At 63.6% G+C, this 21074-nt stretch carries 15 protein-coding genes; 2 read left to right on the top strand and 13 right to left on the bottom strand.

Translation table 11 applies throughout. From position 1 onward, the window contains the following. Nucleotides 1-9: 9 nt before the first annotated feature. The 4 genes from G3T16_RS13745 to fabV form a co-directional block, all read right to left on the bottom strand. On the bottom strand, nt 10-882 hold the full coding sequence (locus G3T16_RS13745) for a CoA transferase subunit A (RefSeq protein ID WP_163495744.1): 873 nt from the start codon (nt 880-882) through the stop codon (nt 10-12). 141 nt (nt 883-1023) lie between these two features. Further along, nucleotides 1024-2652 (bottom strand): long-chain-fatty-acid--CoA ligase, encoded by a 1629-nt coding sequence (locus G3T16_RS13740; protein WP_163495743.1) that lies wholly within the window; start codon nt 2650-2652, stop codon nt 1024-1026. A gap of 55 nt (nt 2653-2707) precedes the next feature. Next, the gene (locus tag G3T16_RS13735; protein ID WP_232059078.1) at nt 2708-3550 is read right to left on the bottom strand and encodes an MBL fold metallo-hydrolase; all 843 of its coding nucleotides are present in this window, start codon (nt 3548-3550) and stop codon (nt 2708-2710) included. 4 nt (nt 3551-3554) lie between these two features. Next, nucleotides 3555-4745 carry an enoyl-ACP reductase FabV gene (gene fabV, locus G3T16_RS13730; RefSeq protein ID WP_163495742.1) on the bottom strand — a complete coding sequence of 397 codons (1191 nt, stop codon included), beginning with the start codon at nt 4743-4745 and terminating at the stop codon, nt 3555-3557. A 289-nt stretch (nt 4746-5034) separates the two neighbouring features. Here fabV and miaE point away from each other — a divergent pair, with 289 nt between their 5' ends. Both miaE and G3T16_RS13720 read left to right on the top strand, forming a co-directional pair. Next, nucleotides 5035-5613 carry a tRNA-(ms[2]io[6]A)-hydroxylase gene (gene miaE / locus G3T16_RS13725; RefSeq protein ID WP_163495741.1) on the top strand — a complete coding sequence of 193 codons (579 nt, stop codon included), beginning with the start codon at nt 5035-5037 and terminating at the stop codon, nt 5611-5613. Between the two features lie 231 nt (nt 5614-5844). After that, on the top strand, nt 5845-7164 hold the full coding sequence (locus G3T16_RS13720; RefSeq protein ID WP_163495740.1) for a hypothetical protein: 1320 nt from the start codon (nt 5845-5847) through the stop codon (nt 7162-7164). 16 nt (nt 7165-7180) lie between these two features. Here G3T16_RS13720 and G3T16_RS13715 read toward each other — a convergent pair whose 3' ends face one another. The 9 genes from G3T16_RS13715 to G3T16_RS13675 form a co-directional block, all read right to left on the bottom strand. Continuing rightward, a complete protein-coding gene (locus tag G3T16_RS13715) occupies nt 7181-8974 on the bottom strand; it encodes an alpha-amylase family glycosyl hydrolase (RefSeq protein WP_232059077.1) in 1794 nt (597 codons plus the stop codon). Further along, nucleotides 8958-10187, bottom strand: coding sequence for a glycosyltransferase family protein (locus tag G3T16_RS13710; protein ID WP_163495739.1), 1230 nt, complete (start codon nt 10185-10187; stop codon nt 8958-8960). The genes G3T16_RS13715 and G3T16_RS13710 overlap by 17 nt, the downstream gene beginning before the upstream one ends. A gap of 5 nt (nt 10188-10192) precedes the next feature. Further along, on the bottom strand, nt 10193-11032 hold the full coding sequence (locus G3T16_RS13705; protein WP_163495738.1) for an HAD-IIB family hydrolase: 840 nt from the start codon (nt 11030-11032) through the stop codon (nt 10193-10195). After that, nucleotides 11029-11964, bottom strand: coding sequence for a hypothetical protein (locus tag G3T16_RS13700; RefSeq protein WP_163495737.1), 936 nt, complete (start codon nt 11962-11964; stop codon nt 11029-11031). Before G3T16_RS13700 ends, G3T16_RS13705 begins: the two co-directional genes overlap by 4 nt. 80 nt (nt 11965-12044) lie before the next feature. After that, nucleotides 12045-13820, bottom strand: coding sequence for a dihydrolipoyllysine-residue acetyltransferase (gene aceF / locus G3T16_RS13695; RefSeq protein ID WP_163495736.1), 1776 nt, complete (start codon nt 13818-13820; stop codon nt 12045-12047). Between the two features lie 20 nt (nt 13821-13840). Continuing rightward, a complete protein-coding gene (gene aceE / locus G3T16_RS13690) occupies nt 13841-16492 on the bottom strand; it encodes a pyruvate dehydrogenase (acetyl-transferring), homodimeric type (RefSeq protein ID WP_163495735.1) in 2652 nt (883 codons plus the stop codon). Nucleotides 16493-16777: 285 nt separating this feature from the next. Further along, nucleotides 16778-19648 (bottom strand): insulinase family protein, encoded by a 2871-nt coding sequence (locus G3T16_RS13685; protein WP_163495734.1) that lies wholly within the window; start codon nt 19646-19648, stop codon nt 16778-16780. 3 nt (nt 19649-19651) lie between these two features. Continuing rightward, nucleotides 19652-20728 carry an AI-2E family transporter gene (locus G3T16_RS13680; protein ID WP_163495733.1) on the bottom strand — a complete coding sequence of 359 codons (1077 nt, stop codon included), beginning with the start codon at nt 20726-20728 and terminating at the stop codon, nt 19652-19654. 26 nt (nt 20729-20754) lie between these two features. Beyond that, a complete protein-coding gene (locus tag G3T16_RS13675) occupies nt 20755-21021 on the bottom strand; it encodes a sulfurtransferase TusA family protein (protein WP_232059076.1) in 267 nt (88 codons plus the stop codon). Nucleotides 21022-21074 lie beyond the last annotated feature (53 nt).

The following is a 21074-nucleotide window of genomic DNA, read 5'->3' as shown; positions in this document are numbered from 1 at the left end:
CCTCGCCACTCAACAAGTGGGCAGTTCGAGCGCCCTGATGGCATCGAGACCACCCACGTTGTGCTGGTATTCGGCCTCGTCGGCGCCCAGGTATTGCTGCAGGTAGCCCACCATGCCGCCGTCCTCGGCCGCGGCCACGCAGGTCCCGAAATGCCGCAGGTCAGCGCCGTACTGCGGATTACAGGAGCCGGGGTGGGCGCCGCCTGGCGCCTCGACCACCACGCTGGTAGCGGAGCGTTCCCAGAACACCTGCCGGGCCCGGGCCGGATCGTGGAAGAAATCGCTGGCCACCAGCTCCTCACAGGACACGATGGTGCGGGTCGCAGCGCGGGCAAAGCCATCGTCCAGGTAATGGTCGGGGCCGGCGATCTGGCAGACTCCGCGAGCGTCGGCCCGGTCGACGTGCAGCAGCGAGACATCCAGCTGCAGCGCCGGCATGGCGACCCACTCCTTGTCGTCATAGGGGCTGTCGACCAGCTTGATCTGCGGATTGCGGGTGAGCACATCGGTGCCCAGCCCCGCCCCGGTGGGCATAAAGGGCAGGCCCCAGGCCGCCGCGCGCAAGCCCAGCTGCAGCATGCCCTCGTCAATCTCCATGACCTCGATCGCGCCGCTTCGCAGGATCTGGCGGAAGCAGGGGCCCAGCGGTATGGAATCCGGCGGCACGAAGGCGAATACCAGCTTCCGGACCTTGCCAGTGGCACACAGCATGCCCAGCTCCGCACCACCGCAGGCAACTACCGTCAGGTCCTTCAGCTCCGAGCGCAGAATCTCGCGCAGCAGTGCCATCGGCTTGCGCCGGGCCCCCCAGCCCCCAATACCGACGGTCATGCCGTCTTCTATCTGTGCCACCGCTTCGCGGAGACTGTATTGCTTGTCCATGCCGCTCTCTTCCGCTCTCCGCAATCCACGTCCTGCGCCACCTCTCCCCCGGGCCTGTCGACTGGCGACATCCCCGGCGCCAGATTTTCGCCAGCGGCGGACCGGCAGCTGGCACTGGCAGCCGCGCCCGGCCCCAATGGCTCAGGCCGGGAAGCTGTAGTCCTTGAACTGTTCCCGCAGGGCCACCTTCTGTACCTTGCCGGTAGCGCCATGGGGCAGAGCGTCCACAAACTCCACCGCATCCGGCTTCCACCAGGTGGCCACCTTGCCGTCGAACCAGGCCAGTATTTCCGCGGCATCCAGGTCCTGCCCCGCCGGATCGCGCACCACAATCAATAGCGGACGCTCGCTCCATTTCGGGTGGTAGTGGCCGATCACTGCCGCTTCGGCCACCTTCGGGTGGCCCATCGCGATGTTCTCGACATCGATCGAGGAGATCCATTCACCACCAGACTTGATCACATCCTTGGTCCGGTCGGTGATCGCCATATAGCCCTCGGGGTCGATGGTGGCGACGTCCCCGGTTTCGAACCAGCCCTCTTCGGCATGCGCTTCACCCGGTTCGCTCTTGAAATAGCGGGAGCATATCCAGGGACCGCGCACCTTCAGCGAGCCGAAGGCCTCACCGTCCCAGGGCAGCTCCTGGCCGTCGTCGTCAACAATCTTCATCTCCACACCAAAAATGGGCCGCCCCGCCTTCAGCCGCAGTTTGCGGTATTGCTCGGGGCTGTAGCGTTCCTTCTGGTCGGCACTGGCGTTGACGCTGCCCAGCGGACTCATCTCGGTCATGCCCCAACCGACCCGGGTCTCCACCCCATGGCGGTCAAAATCCTCGGCAATGGACAGCGGGCAGGCGGCGCCACCCACGATGATCTGGCGCAGTGAATCCAGTGTTTCGCCCGTGTTTTTCAGGTGCCCCAGCAAGGCCAGCCACACCGTGGGCACCCCGGCGGAAAGGGTAACGCCCTCCTCATTTATCAGGCTGGTCAGGGTCGCGCCATCACCCATCTTGTTGCCCGGAAACACGATCTTGGAGCCCGCCATCGGGCAGGAGTAGGGGTTACCCCAGGCGTTGACGTGAAACATCGGCACGATCGGCATCACCACATCACTGCTGGACAGCCCCATCGCGTCCGGCATCATCGTCGCGTAGGCATGCAGCATCGTGGAACGGTGGGAATAGAGTACGCCCTTGGGGTTGCCGGTGGTGCCCGAGGTGTAGCACAGCGCACAGGCATCGCGCTCGTCCAGTTCGGGCCAGTCGAAATCGTTGCTGCCGCCGGCCACCAGGGTTTCGTAGCAAGTAACGTTGTCCAGGGAGGTGGCCGGCATATGGGCCTCGTCAGTGAGCACCACCCAGGACTTCACTCCGGGGCACTGCTCGGCGATTTTTTCCGCCAGCGGCATGAAGTCCGGGTCCAGGAAAATGTAGCGGTCCTCGGCGTGGTTGATGATATAGATCAGCTGTTCGGGAAACAGGCGCGGGTTGATGGTATGGCAGACATAACCGCTGCAGGCTGAGGCGTAATAGGTTTCCAGATGGCGATAGTCATTCCACGCCAGCGTGCCTATGCGGTCGCCGCGCTCAAGTTGCAGCGTGTCCAGGGCACTGCCGAGCTGCCGGGTGCGGGCAAACGCTTCGCGATAGGTGTAGCGGTGGCGGGGGTTGTCACGGGTGACGGAAACAATCTCGGCGCTGCCGTTGACGCGCTCGGCGTGGCGGATAATCGAAGTGATCGTCAGCGGCATGTCCATCATCAGGCCTTGCATGGTTGTGCTCCTGTTTATTGTTAAATAATTTCTGGTCGGATAATTGCCGGGCCTGTCAGCGGCTGGCCGGCACGGCCTCCCACAGCGCTTCTGGCTCGCAATAGCGGGCCCGGCCCTCCTGCTGCAGTTTGATGAGATGCGCACTCAGGGACAGCTTGGCCCACTCGTGCCGGGATGAATCGACGTCATCATAGACATCCTGCACCAGCGACTCGAGCGTCGCCGGCCCCAGCCGGGCGAGGGCTGCCGCTGTCTTGTGCTCTCGCTTCAGCCGGTGTGCTACCAACGCCGCGACGACTTCGCGCGGCTCAGGGATCAGCTCGCCGTGGCCCGGGGCGATACTCTGCAGCGGGTAGTCCAGCAGCCGCTGCAATGAGTCGATATAGGCTTTCATGTCGCCCCCCGGCGGCACAATCACCACCGTGGAGCCGTTCATGATGTGGTCGCCGGCAAACAGCATGCCTTCCTGTTCCAGCAGGAAACAGTAGTGGTTGCTGACATGGCCCGGGGTATGGATTGCGCGCAGCGAGAACTCGGGGGCTTGCAGCAGCCACTGGTCCTCCAATTCCACCGTCGGCTGGAAGGTGTCATCCTGGAAACGGTCGTTCGCAGGCAGCGCTCCGATCACCTCGGCACCGGTGGCCTCCGCAAGCGCCAGCCAGGCCGGCGAGTGGTCAGGGTGAGTGTGAGTGCACACTATCCATCGGATATTGCCAGCGCCGGCGGCGAGGATTGCATCGATATGGGCCGGTATCGCGGGGCCGGGATCCAGCACTGCCACCGCCTCGCTGCCCAGCAGATAGGTATTGGTGCCGGGACCGGTCATCATGCCCGGATTGGGCGCCACCAGCCGCCGCACGCGGCTGCTCAGGGTAAAGGGAATGTCGTGTTCCAGCACAGCTTCAGACCAGGTTGCTGATGGGTACCAGCGGATTCACATCGGCCTCGTAGTCGACGCCCTCCACCTCAAAGCCAAACAGCTGCAGGAATTCCCGCCGGTAGCCGTCAAAATCCGACAGTTGGTGCAGGTTGTCGGTGTCGATCTGCTGCCATTTCTCTGCCACCGCGTCCTGCACCGCGGGGTCGAGTTCCTTCTGGTCGGCGCGCAGGCGGCCCTCCGCATCCAGCGCCGGCGCAGGGTTGTAGAGCGAATTCCGGAACAGGCCATCGACCTGCTCGATACAGCCCTCGTGCACGCCGCGCTCCTTCATCACCTTGAACAGGATGGCCAGATAGATCGGCATCGCCGGAATGGCGGCGCTGGCCTGGGTGACCACCGCCTTCAATACCGACACCCGGGCATCGCCGCCGTGCCGGGCCAGGCGCTCGCGAATGGCGACCACGCGCCGGTCCAGGTCCTGCTTGGCGGCGCCGATGGTGCCGTGCCAGTAGATGTCCCAGGTCATCTTTTCGCCTATATAGGTATAGGCGGTAGTCTTGGCACCTTCCGCCAGCACCCCCGCTTCATCCAGCGCCTCGATCCAGAACTGCCAGTCCTCGCCGCCCATCACCGCGACGGTGTTGTCGATCTCCTCCTGGCTGGCGGCTGGCAGGTGGAAGTCCTGCACTTCCTGCTTGTCGGTATTGACTCCTTTCTGCACGGTGTCATTGCCAATCGGCTTCAGGGTGGAGGTGTGAACCACACCGGTGACCGGGTGCAGGCGCCGCGGCGAGGCCAGGCTGTAGACCACGAGATCCACCTGGCCCAGGTCCTCGCGGATGGTGGCTATGGTCTTTTGCTTGACCTCGTCGCTGAAGGCATCGCCGTTGATGCTCTTTGCATACAGGCCCTCGGCCTCCGCGAACTTGTGGAAGGCCGCGCTGTTATACCAGCCCGCGGTGCCGGGCTTGGTTTCGGTACCCTCCTTCTCAAAGAAAATGCCAAGGGTGGCGGCCCCCGCGCCAAAAGCCGCAGTGATTCGCGAGGCCAGCCCGTAGCCGGTGGAAGCCCCGATCACCAGCACCCGCTTGGGACCGTTGTCCAGGGGTCCATTGCTCCGGACGTGGGCAATCTGCCTGCTGACGTTGGCTTCACAACCTACGGGATGGGTGGTGGTACAGAGAAAACCGCGAACGCGAGGCTTGATGATCATAGGTCAGTCAGTTCCTGAAGCTGGATACAATCGGCACACTCCTGTGCCTGATGAAGGCTGAGAGTGTAGCACAGGCCTGCGCGCTTTCGACCCTTCGGAGGGCCCTGTCCGCGGCGCCGGCGCACGCTGGCGGCGGGCGCCGCAAGACTTGAGTTCGGCGCCCGCTTGCCGTTCAATAGCGCCCCCGGCCAACACCGCGTGTGGGCAAGGCGCGCTGTAGCCGGCACCTTGCCACGGACTTTTTCCTGGGGCTCCCCAATACCACAACCCAAGTGACGAGGTAACCTGGATGTCCAACTCGCCCCTGCGCTACGCCACCCCCGCCGCCTGGACCGACGTCGTATTGGCGGACTTCGACAGCTTCCTGCAGGACCATGCGGCGGCCGAGAAAAAAGCCTCGGGCATGGCCATTTCAATGCTGTGCCACTACCCCGACCGGATCGAACTGGTGAGCGCAATGGCCGACCTGGCAGTGGAGGAGCTGACCCATTACCGCGAGGTCGTGAAGTGGATCCACCAGCGAGGCGGCCTGACCGCGGCAGACCAGAAAGACCCTTATGTGCTGGCCTTTCGCGAGAGCATCCGCCGCGGCAAGGAGGCCTACCTGCTGGATCGCCTGCTCACGGCCAGCATCATCGAGGCCCGCGGCGCGGAACGTTTTGCCCTGGTTGCAGAGGCGTTGCCGCCGTCGCCATTACAGCGCTTCTACCAGTCCATCGCCCGCTCGGAGGAACGGCACTACAGCCTGTTTCTCGAACTGGCGGGGCTGTACTTCAGCGCCGATGACATCGACCAGCGCTGGAGCCAGCTGCTGGACCGGGAAGCGCAGATCGTCGCAGCGCTGCCGCTGCGCCCGGCACTGCATTAGCACCTTAAGGATGGAGAGCACTTACTTTAACGCACCCCGGCGGCAGGTCGGCATCCCGGGAGGGTGCTTTCGAGACCGTATGCGACATGGATGTCGCATCCGAGCCCCCATGGATGGGTCTACGGCGTGTCTCGAAAGCACCCTCCCGGGATGCCGACCGGGCTACGAAGTCCACCCAGCAATCGAGTGCCGTTCCTCCTCAAAGCCAATTCTGCAGAAGTACTGCGCACCATGACCCGGGGAATCGCCTGGCAGCGCTACCGCGAGCGGCACCTGGAACCGGGTCTGCCGGCACCGGTCACCAACGGCGAATGCTACGCCCATTGCGTGGTGGTACCGGCCTATGCCGAGGGGCCACAGCTGCTGCAGCGCCTGGCGGGCCTGCCGTCCGGCTGCTTGGTGGTACTGGTGATCAACTGCCCGCAAAACGCCCAGGCAGCGGACCCCAATGGTCCGCTGCGGCGTGCGGCCGCGGCGCTGGAGCCGGTGGCGCGCCAGGATGAGTACTGCATGCTGTACGCACTGCCCGCCGGCAGTGCGGTGCTGGTCTATGACCTGGAAGCCGCGCGCGGGCCCAGCCCGGTGCGGCAGGGTGTGGGACTGGCGCGCAAGCTGGGCTGTGACCTGGCCAGTCTGTGGATAGCCGCAGGCGCTGTGAGCAGCGCCTGGATTGTCAATACGGATGCCGATGCCCGCCTGCCGCCGGACTGCTTCGAGCGCCTGGACGCGCTGCCCGCCGATAGCGCCGGCGCCCTGTTCCCGTTCTGGCACCGGCCCTGCGACGAGGCGCTGACCAGCCGGGTAACGGCATTGTACGAACTCCGCCTGCACTACTACGTGCTGGGCCTGGAGTTTGCCGCGTCCCCCTGTGCCCATCACAGCCTGGGCAGCATCCTGGCAGTGTCGGCACCCCATTATGCCCAGGTGCGCGGCTTTCCCCGGCGGGCCGCGGGCGAGGACTTCCACCTGCTCAACAAGCTGCACAAGACCGGTCCGGTGGTTCGCCTGGGCGGCGACTGCGTGTTGCTGGATTCACGCCTGTCCAGCCGGGTGCCGTTCGGCACTGGCCAGGCGGCGCGGCAACTGGCGCAGAGTGCGGCACCGGAGCGCAGCCCGCTGTTCTATCATCCGCAATGTTTTGTCGCGCTGCGTGCGGTACTGGCCGCGCTGCCCTGCGATCACGGTGAATTGTGTTGCTGGCAGCAGGCACTGCTGCGGCAGGAGCCGGACGCCGCACTGATGCGAGCCAGCATACGGGCGCTGCAGCAGCTGGGAGTGGAGCAAGCACTGGCGCACTGTGCCCGGCAGAGCCGGGATGCCGCCAATTGCCGCCGGCATTTCCTGCAGTGGTTCGATGCGCTGCGCAGCCTGCGTTTCATCCATTTGCTGCGAGCGGCCGGCTGGGCCGATCTCGCCCTCGACGCGAGCCTGACGCAGAGCCCCCTGCTGTGGCCGGTCACGGCAGGGACCCAAGTTGAGGACCTGCGCCGGGCGTTGCTGGCGCACTGGGGCTGGACGCTGCCCGCGCACGAACGGACCGGCCGGCAGTGAGTGCGCTGCAGGGATATCAGGGGGCGGCGTGGTCCGGCAGGTTGGTGATCCACAGCGACTGGTAGGGCGCCAGGGTGAGCTGCTGATCGCGGCTGGTGTAGTGCTCGCCGCTGATCAGGTCCATCCACTGGTGATGTTCTATCAGGTTGATGTCCAGCAGGTTGAGCTGCTGCGGCAAGTCACTGATATTGCTGATGCAGAAGATGCTCTGGCGCCGGTCCATGCTCTGGCGCCAGAAGCCGAACACGGCGCCACCCAGGTGCAGGGTGAACTGGGTGGCATTGGGGTGGAAGGCAGCCTGCCGGCGGCGCACCGCGAGCAGTTCCTTCAGTCTGGCCAGCACCTGGCCGTGGCTGCTGTGCGGGTCCGCGAGCGCCGTCTCCAACTCGGGCATGCGCCATTGATGACGGTTGATGGCGCGACTGTGGCCGGTGTGTTTTACCCGCTCGTAGTCGTTGCGGGTGCCCAGCAGGCTGTGCAGATAAATGCCGGGAATACCCTCCAGTGCCAGCATGATCGCGTGGGCACAGATGAAGCGCTCCATCCCCAGTTCGTCCTTGCCCCGGACGGTACCCTGCAGCGCGTCGAACAGCGCGATATTGATTTCATAGGGGCGGCTCTGGCCATCCTCCAGCGCGCGGAATGAGACATGGCCGCCAAAACCCTGCATGGTGGCAATCAGCACGCCCAGTTCCTCGTCCGACAACAGCCCCTCCGCCGGGCGCAGGCCGATGCCGTCGTGGGACGCCAGGAAGTTGAAATAGGTGGTGCCATTCTGGGCCGGCGGCATGCTCATCACCCACTGCTTCAGGTAGGCGCAATCGCCGGTGACCAGTGTGTTCAGCAACAGCGGCGGCAGCGAGAAGTTATAGACACAGTGGGCCTCGTTGGCATTGCCGAAATAGGACAGGTTTTCCCGGTTGGGAATATTGGTCTCGGTAATCAGCAGTGCGTCGGGCCGGGCGTGTTCCACAAGGGTGCGCAGCAGACGCACGATTTCGTGGGTCTCCTCCAGGTTGAGGCAGCTGGTGTCGGGGATCTTCCACAGAAACGCAATCGCGTCGAGCCGGAACAGGCGGACACCGTTGTCCAGGTAATGGCGGATGATGGAGACAAACTGCTTGAGCACCTCCGGGTTGCGAAAGTCCAGATCCACCTGGTCGTGACTGAAGGTGCACCAGACCCATTGGGTGCCGCGCGCGGTCTTGACCTCCCACAGCAGCGGCGAGGTCCGGGGCCGCACCACGGCACTGAGGTCCATATCCGGGGAGGCCGTGACGAAGTAGTCCCGGCCCGGATCCTGGTCCTTGAGGAAGTTCTCGAACCACAGGCTGCGGCTGGAACAGTGGTTGATCACAAGATCGGCCATCAGGTCGTATTCGGCGGCAATGGCGCCGATGTGCTGCCAGTCTCCCAGTGCCTCGTTGACGCTGGAATAGTCCAGCACCGCGAAACCATCGTCGGAACTCCAGGGGTAGAACGGCAGGATGTGCACGCCGCTGACCAGGCCGGCGGTATGCTGGTCGAGAAAACGTTTCAGGGTGGCCAGCGGTTTTTCCCCTTCCGCCAACAGTGAGTCGCCGTAGGTGATGACGATGGCATCCCGCTCACTCCAGTGGTTGGCGTACTGCCGCGGCATCGCGACAGTCCCGTCGAGCCGCATCAGGGCCAGCAGCTGGTCTGTCAGGCCGCCGAGGTCCGCGTGCAGCGGATTGTCGTGGTAGATGGACTGCACGTGCTGCTCCACCCGGTCGCGCAGGCGCTCCAGTCTTTGCTCCTGCGCGGTCATGCCGTCAAGCTCTTGGACCATACTCTTTATTGTCCTGTTCAACCGCGTCCAGCAGGCGTTCCAGAACGTCGGGAATGGCACTCACCACCCGGCTCCAGCTGGGAATGAACGGTCGCTCCATCGGGTTGACGAGGAAGGCCTCGCCGGCGGTCATGATGTTCTGGGCGAACATTTCGACCGCCCGCTCCTCACTGTGAATATCCAGGCTGAGGCCGTTCATCACGGCATCGTTGTGGTAGGTTTCCACAAAGTCCAGCGCAATCCGGTAGTAGGTGGCCTTCAGCGAGCGGAAGGTCTCGCTGTTGAAGGTAACCCCCCGGGTCGCCAGCTTGCGAAACAGGGCCTTGGCGATATCCACGGACATTTTCGACAGCCCCTGGCTGTCGTCGTCGACCGACATGTCCTGGTGCTTGTGGTCGTAGACATCGGCAATATCCGCCTGGCACAGGCGGTTGTTGGCATAGTTGCGATACACCTCCGACAGCACACCGATCTCCAGGCCCCAGTCGCTGGGTATACGGATATCGGTCAGGACATCGCGGCGAAAGGAGAATTCGCCCGCCAGCGGATAACGGAAACTGTCCATATAGTCGAGATACTCCATCTCGCCCAGGGTCTTTTTCAGCGCCCGCAACAGGGGCGTGACCAGCAGCCGGCTGACGCGGCCGTTGATCTTGCCGTCAGCGACCCGGGCGTAGTAGCCCTTGCAGAATTCATAGTTGAACTGGGGGTTGGCCACCGGATAGATCAGGCGCGCCAGCATGGCCCGATCATAGGTGGTGATATCGCAGTCGTGCAGGGCCACCGATTCGGCGCGGTCCGAGGCCAGGGTGTAGCCCATGCAGTACCAGACGTTGCGGCCCTTGCCCTGCTCGCGGGGCGCGAGGTCCTGGGCCTGCAGTTCGGCATCCAGTGCCCGCAGGCGTGGGCCGTCATTCCACAGCACCCGGTGATGCTGCGGCAGACGGCCAAAAAACTCCAGCGCCTGGCGATACTGCGCCTCATCGGCGCGGTCCAGGCCGATGACGATTTCCGTGAGATAGGGCACCTCCCGCAGATGTTCCACAATTGCCGGCAATGCCTCGCCCTCCAGTTCGGAAAATAGCGAGGGCAGAATCAGGCCCATCGGCCGGCTGCGGGAAAAGCGCAGCAGTTCCTGCTCCAGTTCCGGCAGCGGGCGATGCGACAGGTTGTGCAGGGTAGTGATGATGCCATTCTGGTAAAAATCGCCCATGGCGGTCACTCCTTGGTTGCGATGTGGTAGCGCTGCAGCCAGCGATCAATTCCCTCGGCCCAGCCCGCCGGCCCGCAGGCACTACTGTGCCATATTCCCTCGCTGCGCTGCAGCGCGGGAAACGCGTGCACCGGTGAGCGGATCAGCAGGGCCGTCTCCGCCACCTCCAGCATGGGACAGTCGTTGGCGCTGTCACCGATTGCAATGTCATGCACATCCCGTGCCGGTTCCCGCGCAGCATAGAGGTCGCGCAGCCAGCGCAGCGCCCGGCCCTTGTCGCAATCGCCCGCCACCGCGAGAAAGCGGCCCCCCTGCTGCACCGTCGCCCCCGCCGCCTGCAATTCGGCGATAAAGGCGGCCTTGCGGGGTGCGTCACCCAGCCAGCGCACAGGCTCACTGAAGTCGCGCTGGTTGGCACGCGCGGCGGCGGTGGCGTCCAGCCCCGTCAGGGCCTGGATGCCATCGCTGCCGGCAGCGTGAAAGCTGGTGAACTCGCCACCGTACTCGCCCTCCAGCCGGGCCAGCAGTTGCAGCCAGTGAGCCCTCGGCAGCGCCCATTGGCGGACCCGGTAGCCGTCTGCAGGGACGGTGTCCGCTGGCGGCTCGGCAAAGTAGCCCTCCGGGATGAAGACTGCCGCGCCGTTTTCGACGATAAAGGGATGGCCGTTGCCCAGGGCTGCGCGCAGGGGTTCGATTTCAGCGCGGGTCTTGCTGCTGGCCAGGATCAGCGGAACGGCCGCCTGCCGCAGCACTTCGAGCTGTTCGCGGGCGGCTTCGAAATTGTAGCTGTAGTGGTCCAGCAGCGAACCGTCGAGATCGCTGAACACCAACAGCAGGCTATTCAAAACAGGCGCTCACGTAGCCCATGCGGTTCCGGCCGCTGCTGGCGGGCGACGATCCGGCGCTGTTGGTCCAGCTGCAGCAGATCATCCATCTTGCCTGGCAGGGTTTCCAGACAATGCCGGGTCAGGCGCTCATAGTGCTGGATAAAGCGGGCCAGGGCGGACGCATCCATCGCCCGGGCGGGAGCCTGGCCGCTGCGGCGGGCGATCAGCTTGTCCTCCTGCTCCCGGCGCCAGCGATACACACAGTCAAACGACGGCGCCTGCAGCATCACCCAGCGGTCGATGCGGGCGTGGAGCGGAGGAAAGTCTGTCGCCAGACACTGGTTGACGTAGTGACGCCAGTGCCCGAGCGGATCCTCCTGCTGTTCCAGGGCATTGCAGGGCGTGGCAAGCTGCGCCTCGCTCTGCTGCTCCGCGCCCAGGCACCAGCCTTCGAGCAGCACGATATCCAGCGGCAGCGTGACCCGGTCCCACTGGGGCCGCGGCACACGGTCGTCGGCGCCCTTGTCAAAGCGCGGCACTGCCACTGGCCTCGCGCCGCGCGGCTCCAGCAGTGCATCCAGGGTCGCCAGCAGCAATGGCATCTCGTGAGTGCCCGGGACTCCGCGGGTCACCAGCAGGGGATGCACCCGCTCGGCGAGCGCCCGGCGTTCGGTCCGGGGCAGGTAAAAGTCGTCCAGCGACAGCGCGATGGTCCGCAGGCCATGTTCCGCACCCAGAACAGTGCACAGATAATCGCAAAAGGTGGTCTTGCCCGAGCCCTGGCAGCCGTTCACCCCCACCAGCAGCGGCCGGCTCGCACCATTACGGTGCGCCACAAGGGCCTCGGCCAGTGGATCGAACCAGTGTTGTGCACTGGCCAGATAGCCTGTGTCCAGCTGATGCCGGTGCAGGAATTGCTGGCGCCAGGATCCCACCGCAGCATCAGACATCGTTTGCCATGTTGTTGTCCTCCCTGTTACGAGAGCAGAGCAGCATCCGTGCCAATCTCTTCCAGCATACCGGGAAGGCGTTACAGCAACAGGCGGCGGATGTCCCCCAACAGGGCCACCAGTTGGGTGCAGAAGCGCCCCGCATCGCCGCCGTTGATCACCCTGTGGTCATAGGACAATGCCAATGGCAGCAGGGTTCGGGGTTGAAACGCCTGGCCGTCCCACACCGGCTTCACGCTGGCCCGGGAGACTCCCAGAATACCCACCTCCGGCGTATTCACGATCGGCGAGAAACCATTGCCGCCGATATTGCCCAGGCTGGAGATCGTAAAGCAGCCACCCTGCATGTCGGCGGGCCGCAACTTGCGATCGCGCGCCTTGGCGGCCATCTCCAGCACCTCTTCCGCCAGTTGCCACAGGGTTTTCTGGTCCACATCGCGAATCACCGGCACCATCAGGCCGGCCGCGGTATCCACTGCCATGCCGATATGGGTGTACTGCTTGTAGATCAGGCTTTCGCCATCCGGCGCCAGGGAAGCGCTGAACTTGGGGTTGTCGCGCAGGGCGATGGCGCAGGCCTTGAGCAGGAACGGCACTGGCGTCAGCCGGGTGCCGCGCTGTTCTGCCTCCGCTTTCAGATCCTTGCGGAACGCCTCCAGCTCGGTGATATCGGCCTCGTCAAACTGGGTGACATGGGGCACATTGAGCCAGCTGCGGTGCATATTGGCCGCAGTCAGCTTGTCCAGTTTGCTGCGCGCCACACTCTCGACCGGACCAAAGGCGCTGAAGTCCACTTCCGGCACCGCGGGGATGCCGCTGCCACCGACGGCGGCGGGGGTCCCGCTGCGATGGCTCAGCGCCCGCTGCACGAAGCTCTGCAGGTCTTCTTTCAGGATACGCTCCCGCGGGCCGGTGCCAGCCACCAGCCCCAGATCGACCCCGAGTTCGCGCGCCATCTTGCGCACTGCCGGCCCGGCGTATACCAGTGCGTCCCCGGCACCGTCCGCAGCAGGCTCGCGCTCCGCGGGAGCTGCACGTTCGCCATTCGCGGCAGCCGCTGGTTCCGCTTCCGCCGGGGGCCGTCCGGATTCAGATTCTGATTCAGGCTTTGGCTTTGACTCCGGCGCAGTGCTGGTCTTGGCGGTGGTGGCGCTTGTTGCAGTGGAGGTCCGCAGCACCAGTAGCGGATCGCCCCGCCGCACCGACGCGCCCTCCTTGACCAGCCACCGGAGCACTTCACCGGCATGCGGCGACGGGACTTCCATCGAGGCCTTGTCGGATTCCAGTACCACCAGCGAATCGCCCTCAGCGACCTGATCGCCGACCTTGACGCTCAATTCGATCAGATCCACTGCGTCTTCGGTGCCGATGTCCGGTATCTCCACGGTCAATTCGGCAGTGTCGTCGTCCTGCTTCCCGTCACCGCTGTCCGCCTCGGGCTCTGGCTCCGCGCTGGCGGCGTCTGCACGCCCGCTTTTTCGGGCCTGCGGCTCACCGTCATCGCCTGCCTCCTTGCCGGGTTTCGCCTGCGAGGGTTTGCCCTCTTCCGCCTGCTCGCCACTGCCGCCCGCACTGTCCTGCGCGGAGCCGGCCTCTGCCTGCTCGCCGGACGCGTCGGCAGTGGTTTCGATCACCGCGATCGGCGCCCCTTCGGCGAGTTCGTCGCCAACTGCCGCCAGCAGTTCGACCACCTTGCCCGCCAGCGTGGACGGGATCTCCATCGAGGCCTTGTCGGACTCCAGCACCAGCAGCCCTTGATCCACCTCTATCTCGTCTCCCACTGCCACCAGCATCTCGATGACCTCGGCGCCTTCGGCGCCGCCGATATCCGGTACTGTTATCTGTTGCTTAGCCATGCTGTCTGTGTCCTGTACCGTTACACCGTGAGGGGGTCGAGTTTGTCGGCCGAGATGCCCAGGGCACGCATCGCTTCCGGCAGTACCGTGGCCTTGATGGCGTCCTCGTCAGCCAGGGCACGCAATGCCGCCAGCACCACGTATTCGCGGCTCACCTCGAAAAACTTGCGCAGGCGTTGGCGGGTATCGCTGCGACCGAAGCCGTCCGTGCCCAACACCCGGTAGTCGCGCGGCACAAACTGGCGCAACTGCTCGGCATGCGCCTTCATGTAATCGGTGGCGACGATGACCGGACCCTCGTGCTCCGCCAGCTGCGCGGTCACATAGGGCACCCGCGGTTCTTCCTCCGGGTGCAGCAGGTTCCAGCGTACCACCGCCTTGCCCTCGCGCTGCAACTCGTTGATGCTGGTAAGGCTCCAAAGGTCAGCGGCAACGCCATAATCCTGCTCCAGAATTGCGGCCGCGGCCTCGACCTCCCGCAAAATGGTGCCCGCCCCCAACAGCTGTACCCGCGGCCCCTTCTTGCGGGTAGAGCGCTTCAGCTGGTACATGCCCTTGACGATGCCTTCCTCCACCCCGGGCGGCAGTTCCGGTTGATGGTAGTTCTCGTTCATCGTGGTGATGTAATAGAACTTGTTTTCCCCCTCCTGGTACATCCGCCGCAGACCGTCCTGGATGATCACTGCCAGTTCGTAGGCGTAGGCAGGATCGTAGCTGACGCAGTTGGGGATGGTGCTGGCCAGCACATGGCTGTGGCCGTCCTGGTGCTGCAGGCCTTCCCCGTTGAGTGTGGTGCGGCCTGCGGTGGCGCCGATCAGGAAACCGCGCGCCTGGCTGTCCCCTGCCGCCCAGGCCAGATCGCCGATACGCTGGAAGCCGAACATGGAATAGAAAATGTAAAACGGCACCATGGAATAGGCACTGGTACTGTAGGACGTGGCCACCGCCAGCCAGGCGGAAAAGGCCCCCGCCTCGTTGATGCCCTCCTCCAGGATTTGCCCTTTCCGGTCCTCCTTGTAGAACATGATCTGGCCGGCGTCCTGGGGAGTGTAGCGCTGGCCGATGGAGGAGTAGATTCCCAGTTGCCGGAACATGCCCTCCATGCCAAAGGTGCGCGCTTCATCGGGCACGATGGGCACAATGCGCTCGCCGATCTGCTTGTCCTTCACCAGGCTGGAGAGCATGCGCACAAAGGCCATCGTAGTGGAAATCTCGCGCTTGCCACTGCCCTTGAGCTGGTTGTCAAATGCGGACAACGGCGGTGTTTCCAGCAGCTCCATCTGTTTGCGCCGGGCCGGGATGGCCCCGCCGAGCTCTTCCCGGCGCTGCCGCATATAGCGCATCTCCGGACTGTCGGGAGCCGGACGGTAGTAGGGAACGTTCTTCAACTCCGCATCGCTGACCGGAACGCCGAAGCGGTCGCGGAAAGCCTTCAGGCTCTCGAGATCGAGCTTCTTCAGGGAGTGGGTTTCGTTGTTGGCCTCGCCGGACTCGCCCGTGCCATAGCCCTTCACGGTCATCGCCAGGATCACGGTGGGGCGTTCGTGCTGCGCCACCGCGGCGGCGTAGGCAGCATAGAGCTTGTAGGGGTCGTGACCGCCGCGGTTGAGGTACATGATGTCGTCGTCGGACAGATCCTTCACCAGTTCCAACAGTTCAGGGTACTTGCCAAAGAAATGCTCGCGGGTGTAGGCGCCGCCGTTGTACTTGTAGTTCTGCAGTTCGCCGTCGCAGACCTCGTCCATCCGCTTCTGCAGCAGTCCGGTCGTGTCTTTTTCCAGCAGCGGATCCCACTTGCGGCCCCAGATGACTTTGAGCACATCCCAGCCCGCGCCGCGGAACACGCCTTCCAGTTCCTGGATAATCTTGCCGTTGCCGCGCACCGGGCCGTCCAGCCGCTGCAGGTTGCAATTGACCACAAAAATCAGATTACCCAGCCGCTCGCGTCCCGCCATGGAGATGGCGCCCAGAGATTCGGGCTCATCGCATTCGCCGTCACCGATGAAGCACCAGACATTGCGGTCGCCGTGATCCAGCAACTCGCGGCTCTGCTGGTATTTCATCACATGTGCCTGGTAGATGGCCTGGATCGGGCCCAGCCCCATCGATACCGTGGGGAACTGCCAGTAATCCGGCATCAGCCAGGGGTGGGGATAGGAAGACAGGCCGTTGCCGTCCACTTCGCGGCGGAAGTTGTCCAGCTGTTCCTCGCTGAACCGGCCCTCGAGATAGGAGCGGGCGTACATGCCAGGAGCGCTGTGGCCCTGGTAGAACACCAGATCCCCGGGGTGATCGCCGTCGCAACCGCGGAAAAAGTAATTGAAACCGACGTCGTAGAGGGTGGCGCTGGAGGAGAAGCTGGAAATATGTCCGCCCAGGCCCTCGCCGTTGTCATTCGCCCGCATCACCATCGCCAGCGCGTTCCAGCGCACCAGCGAGCGGATCCGCCGCTCCATGAACAGGTCGCCGGGCATCACCTTTTCATCGCGCGGGGCGATGGTATTGCGAAACGGGGTGGTAATCGCCGCAGGCAGCCGCACGCCAGTATCAGTGGCGTGCTTGGACAGCTCTGCCAGTAACTGCGCGGCGCGCTCCGGGCCGCTGTAGTGCAGCACAGCGTCCAGCGCTTCTATCCACTCCCGGGTTTCCGTGGGATCCTTGTCTTCCGCCATGCTGTATTGCTCCTGACCAGATACATGAAACCGACAGGGATCTCGGGTTCCTTAATGGAACTATATTCCCGTGCGGCGCTGCCTGAATTCTTGATTATAGCGCTCTATACCGCTGTCTTCCGCGAACGGCTGCGTCCGCGGCAAGGGCAACGTACTACAGATCAGGGGCGAGAGACAACATGATAGGTTCCAATATGGAACCATAAATGCTTGCGTTTTGCGTGGAAAATCATGCGCTTAGCCGCGACACCGCCGCGGCCCATTACAGAAAAATTCACATACCGGTCAATCGATCAGGAAGGCCGGGTTGGTTTGCTTGATGTCCGCAGCATCGTGCAGGCGTGGCCCATAACCGTCGGGCACGGCCTGCCAGCGGCCGGGAGCCACTACCTGCAGCGACTGGCGCCGACGCAGGAAGACCTCATCGTAGTAGTCATTCCACTGTTCCCGGCTCAGCGCCGATACGGCTGCCACCAGCTGCCGGCGGCCATCGAACTGGTACTGCTTCTTGGCGATAGACTGCCAGTAAAATTCAGCGCGCTCCCACAGGTTTTTGTCGGGGCGCAGGATTTCCCCGACCAGAGCCGCCCGGTGACGTTCGAACTGGGATTGATCCAGGGAGCCACTCACCGCGGCCATGAAGGATTCCATCGCGGCGACCACATCCACCGCACTGGTATTGGGCGACTGGATCAGCAGCACCAGGCCCGGCACATCCAACTGTGGCCAGGGAAAGGCGCTGACCACATAGCCCAGCTGCTGCTCGGTACGCAGCTGCTGGAAGAACCCGGACTTGATGATCTGGCCGGTGAGCGCCGTCGCCGCCCGATCATGCCAGGATTGATCACGGCCCTGCAGGTACCAGGCCACCACGGAATCATCGTGCGGCACGTCCACCACGAATTGCAGCGCTTCATCCTCCGCCAGGCGGGTGACCCGCAATGGTGGCAGCGTGGGCGCCGCCCCATCCGTTGGCAACAATTCCCGCAGACGCTGGGCCAGTGCCGGCACGACGCTGGGCTCGTAGTTGCCAAATACCAGCGTCTCGGCGGTGGCCCCGGCCCAGAAAGCGGTGGCATAGGCTTCCAGATCCGCCAGCTCCAGCTCCGCCAGTGCATCGATCAGGGGTTGCTCGCCCCATTCGCCGTGCAACAGAGCCTCGCGCAAATCATCCATCACCTGACTGCTGGGGCGCTTGGCGATCGCGTTTGCCAGGCTGCGGATCCTGTCCGCGCGGATATTGGCAAACCGCTCCGGGTCGAAGTCCGGCTGCTGGATCACTTCCAGCAGCCGGTCGAGCAGACGGATCTGCTTGTCATTGTAGCCGCTGATGCGCAGGCTGATCCCCTGAGCGTGCTTGTAGAGTTCGAAATTGAGCCCCGCCAGCAATGCCGGATAGCTAAACTCGTTCACAGCATCCTTGAGCAGTGCCGTGTAGAGCAGGGCCGCCGCCGTCTGCTGCACATTCTGCCCCACTTCCGGGGAACGGAAATTGATATAGGTCGCTCCCTTGGGGATACGGAATTCATGGTCCTGGGCAAACCATACGGAGAGCCGCGTCTCGTCCAGCAGCAGGGTCGGCAGTGACACGGCTTCATCCGCCAACGGCACCAGACTGACGTCATCGGGAATGAACTCATTGGGCGGCGGCAGATCCAGCTCCGCGTGCCGCACTGGCGCCGTCCAGCGCGCCAGTTGCTCGCCGGCGACCTGCTGACGGGCGTAGGGAACACCGTAGAACTCCGACACCTGATCGGTTTCCACCGAGTCGTCGCTGAACACGACCAGCGCATTGCCGGGCGCCACGTCGCCCAGCAGTTCATTGAGCATCTGCCGGTCGTAGCGAGACATCAGGTAGGGGCCCCGCAGGGTGTCCACCGGCTCATAATAGTGCATGCCGCTGGCCAGGGAGCTGACGTAGTTCATCGGCGTCGAGTCCTCGTGGAAGCGGAACTCCAGCTCTGCCAGGCGCGACTGCTCTTCGTACAACCATTGTTGCGGACCCTGTTCGCGCAGCATGTCCAGGTAGGAAAACAGCAGCTGCAGCACCCGTTCGTAGCGCTCGGCACCCGCTTCGGTCAGGGTAATGCTGACGCTGAACAGCGCGCCTCCCCGCCAGCCCAGCCCCGAACCCGCGCCCAGGCTTTCCGCCAGGCCTTCTGCCTTGAGCTGGGACAGCAGGCTGCCCTTGCCTTCGTGACCCACCAGATTGCCCAGGTAGGCCAGCGGATTAACCTTGTAGTCGCTGCGGTAATCGGCCACAGGAAAGGAGACTTCCAGCTGCCTGAGCGTCGCCTGCGGTTGGATCTTGACCAGCATCGGCAGGGACTGTTCGGGAAACAGCGGAGCTTCGATAGGATCGGGTTCGAAATCCTTGTTCGGCACCTGCTCAAAAACAGGCGCGACCAGCGCCTCCAACTCGTCCAGGGACTGGGCCCCGAACACCACCAGCCGCATCATGTTGGCCGAATAGTGGCGTTCGTAGAATGTCAGCAGCTCATCGCGAATGGTCGAGCCGGTGCGGTCCGCCAGCGTTTCCAGGCTGCCGACGGTAAACTGGTGAAACGGGTGCTCGGGATTGATCAGCTCCTGCAGCACATCCAGGCCCCGCCGCGGATCGCTGGTGAGCCCCATCTGGAACTCGGCCTCCACGGCGTTTTTCTCGCGCTCCACATACTGGGCATCAAAGCGCGGCGCGATAAAAAACTGGGCGAAGCGATCCAGCGCCTCAGGCAGATGCTCTGCCTGGATATCAAAGAAATAATTGGTGTGCTCGAAGCTGGTATAGGCGTTGCGGCTGCCGCCATGCTCGGTGATGAATTGCTCGTACTCGGCAGCGTCCGGGTATTTGTCCGTTCCCAGAAACAGCATGTGCTCGAGAAAATGGGCCAGCCCCTCGCGGCCGGGAGGATTGTCACCGCTGCCTACCTGCACATCCAGCGCCGCGGCGGCCTTGGGTGCGCCCGGGTCAGAGATCAGCAGCACCTGCATGTCATTGGCCAGCGTCAGATAACGGTAGTCGTAATCATCGTTCGGGCTCTGGACGGGCTGTTGTACCGTGGCGCCGGGCAGACTCGCGCAGGCCGCCAGCAGCAACAACAGCACAAAGCCACTCACCAGGGGCCGCAACCCCCGTCCAGATACTGTCAATCGCATGCATCACTCCAGATTGTTTGAAATTGGCTCATCCACGCGGGTGGGCCAGGCATTGATGATGGCCTTGATCAGGGTGGCCAGCGGTATTGCGAAAAACACCCCCCACATACCCCAGATTCCGCCAAAAAACAGCACCGCCAGAATAATGGCCACAGGGTGCAGGTTCACGGCTTCCGAAAACAGCAGCGGCACCAGAACATTGCCGTCGAGCGCCTGGATGATGAAGTAGACCAGCGCGAGGTAATAAAATTCATTGGCAAAGCCCCACTGAAAGTATCCCACGACCAATACCGGGAAGGTCACCAGCGCTGCCCCCAGGTAGGGGATGATCACCGACAGCCCCACCAGCAGCGCCAGCAGCGCCGCGTAATTCAGGTCCAGCAGCAGGAAGCAGACAAAACTGACCGCGCCCACGATCAGTATTTCCAGCACCTTGCCGCGGGCATAGTTCGCCACCTGGTTATCCATTTCAGACCAGATGCGCCGCAGCAGCGGGCGCTCGCTGGGCAGGAATCCGGCCAGCCAGCCCAGGATGAGCTCGCGGTCCTTGAGAAAAAAGAATACCAGGATGGGAATCAGGATCATGTACACCAGCACCGTCAGGATGCTGGGAATGGTGGCCAGGGAACTGGTGACCAGCTTCTGTCCCATCCCGCCCATTTCCGCCTGGGCCAGCGCTACCAGTTGGTTGATCTCCTGGTGGCTGAAGACCTCGGGATAGCGCGCGGGCAGCACCGCCAACAGGTGCCGACCCTGTTCCAGCATGCGCGGCGCCTCCTGGGCCAACCCCAGCAGCTGCCGCCACACCAGCGGCAACAGCCCCAGCGTGATGCCAAAAAAACAGCCGATGAAGATCAGGTAGGCAATACTGACGCCGACGGCCTGCGGCAGGCCCCGGCGCTGCAGGCGCGTGGCCATGCCCTGCATCAGATAGGCCAGCACGATGGCCGCGAGAATGGGCGCCAGGATGTCGCCCATCGTCATCAACAACAGCACCGCGACCGCCAGCAACACCAGCAGCAATACCGACTCTTCCTCGAACAGGTAGCGGCGGTACCATTTATTGAAGATTTCCAGCATGGATTCAGTTCCGGCCCGTCACGACTTCAACAACAGGTAGGTATATACCCCCCGCACTCTCCGGACTGCAGCAGAACATGGCCGGACTGTTCGGCAAACACCCTGAAGTCACGCACTGAGCCGGCATCGGTCGCCAGCACCTGCAGATGCTGGCCCGGCTGCATGCGATTCAGCGCACGCTTGGCCTGGAGCAGCGGCATGGGGCACTCCAGGCCCCTTGCATCCACTTCCACGTCAATGTTTGCCTTCATCTGTTCCTGCTCCAGGGCTCGCGCGCCGCCCAGTATATCCATTAGCCGTGTCCACCCCAACAGCATTGAACTTTTATCCCGCCGGACTATCCCAA

The organism is Kineobactrum salinum, assembly GCF_010669285.1.
Lineage (GTDB): Bacteria > Pseudomonadota > Gammaproteobacteria > Pseudomonadales > Halieaceae > Kineobactrum > Kineobactrum salinum.
The sequence above is the reverse complement of the archived record's forward strand: the minus strand, read 5'-3'. Positions and strand labels throughout refer to the sequence as shown.

Excerpts from the sequence above, each read along its gene's own strand:
- G3T16_RS13745 (WP_163495744.1), bottom strand. The coding sequence starts at position 882 with ATGGACAAGCAATACAGTCTCCGCGAAGCGGTGGCACAGATAGAAGAC.
- G3T16_RS13740 (WP_163495743.1), bottom strand. The coding sequence starts at position 2,652 with ATGCAAGGCCTGATGATGGACATGCCGCTGACGATCACTTCGATTATC.
- fabV (WP_163495742.1), bottom strand. The coding sequence starts at position 4,745 with ATGATCATCAAGCCTCGCGTTCGCGGTTTTCTCTGTACCACCACCCAT.
- miaE (WP_163495741.1), top strand. The coding sequence starts at position 5,035 with ATGTCCAACTCGCCCCTGCGCTACGCCACCCCCGCCGCCTGGACCGAC.
- G3T16_RS13720 (WP_163495740.1), top strand. The coding sequence starts at position 5,845 with ATGACCCGGGGAATCGCCTGGCAGCGCTACCGCGAGCGGCACCTGGAA.
- G3T16_RS13715 (WP_232059077.1), bottom strand. The coding sequence starts at position 8,974 with ATGGTCCAAGAGCTTGACGGCATGACCGCGCAGGAGCAAAGACTGGAG.
- G3T16_RS13710 (WP_163495739.1), bottom strand. The coding sequence starts at position 10,187 with ATGGGCGATTTTTACCAGAATGGCATCATCACTACCCTGCACAACCTG.
- G3T16_RS13700 (WP_163495737.1), bottom strand. The coding sequence starts at position 11,964 with ATGTCTGATGCTGCGGTGGGATCCTGGCGCCAGCAATTCCTGCACCGG.
- aceF (WP_163495736.1), bottom strand. The coding sequence starts at position 13,820 with ATGGCTAAGCAACAGATAACAGTACCGGATATCGGCGGCGCCGAAGGC.
- aceE (WP_163495735.1), bottom strand. The coding sequence starts at position 16,492 with ATGGCGGAAGACAAGGATCCCACGGAAACCCGGGAGTGGATAGAAGCG.
- G3T16_RS13685 (WP_163495734.1), bottom strand. The coding sequence starts at position 19,648 with ATGCGATTGACAGTATCTGGACGGGGGTTGCGGCCCCTGGTGAGTGGC.
- G3T16_RS13680 (WP_163495733.1), bottom strand. The coding sequence starts at position 20,728 with ATGCTGGAAATCTTCAATAAATGGTACCGCCGCTACCTGTTCGAGGAA.
- G3T16_RS13675 (WP_232059076.1), bottom strand. The coding sequence starts at position 21,021 with ATGGATATACTGGGCGGCGCGCGAGCCCTGGAGCAGGAACAGATGAAG.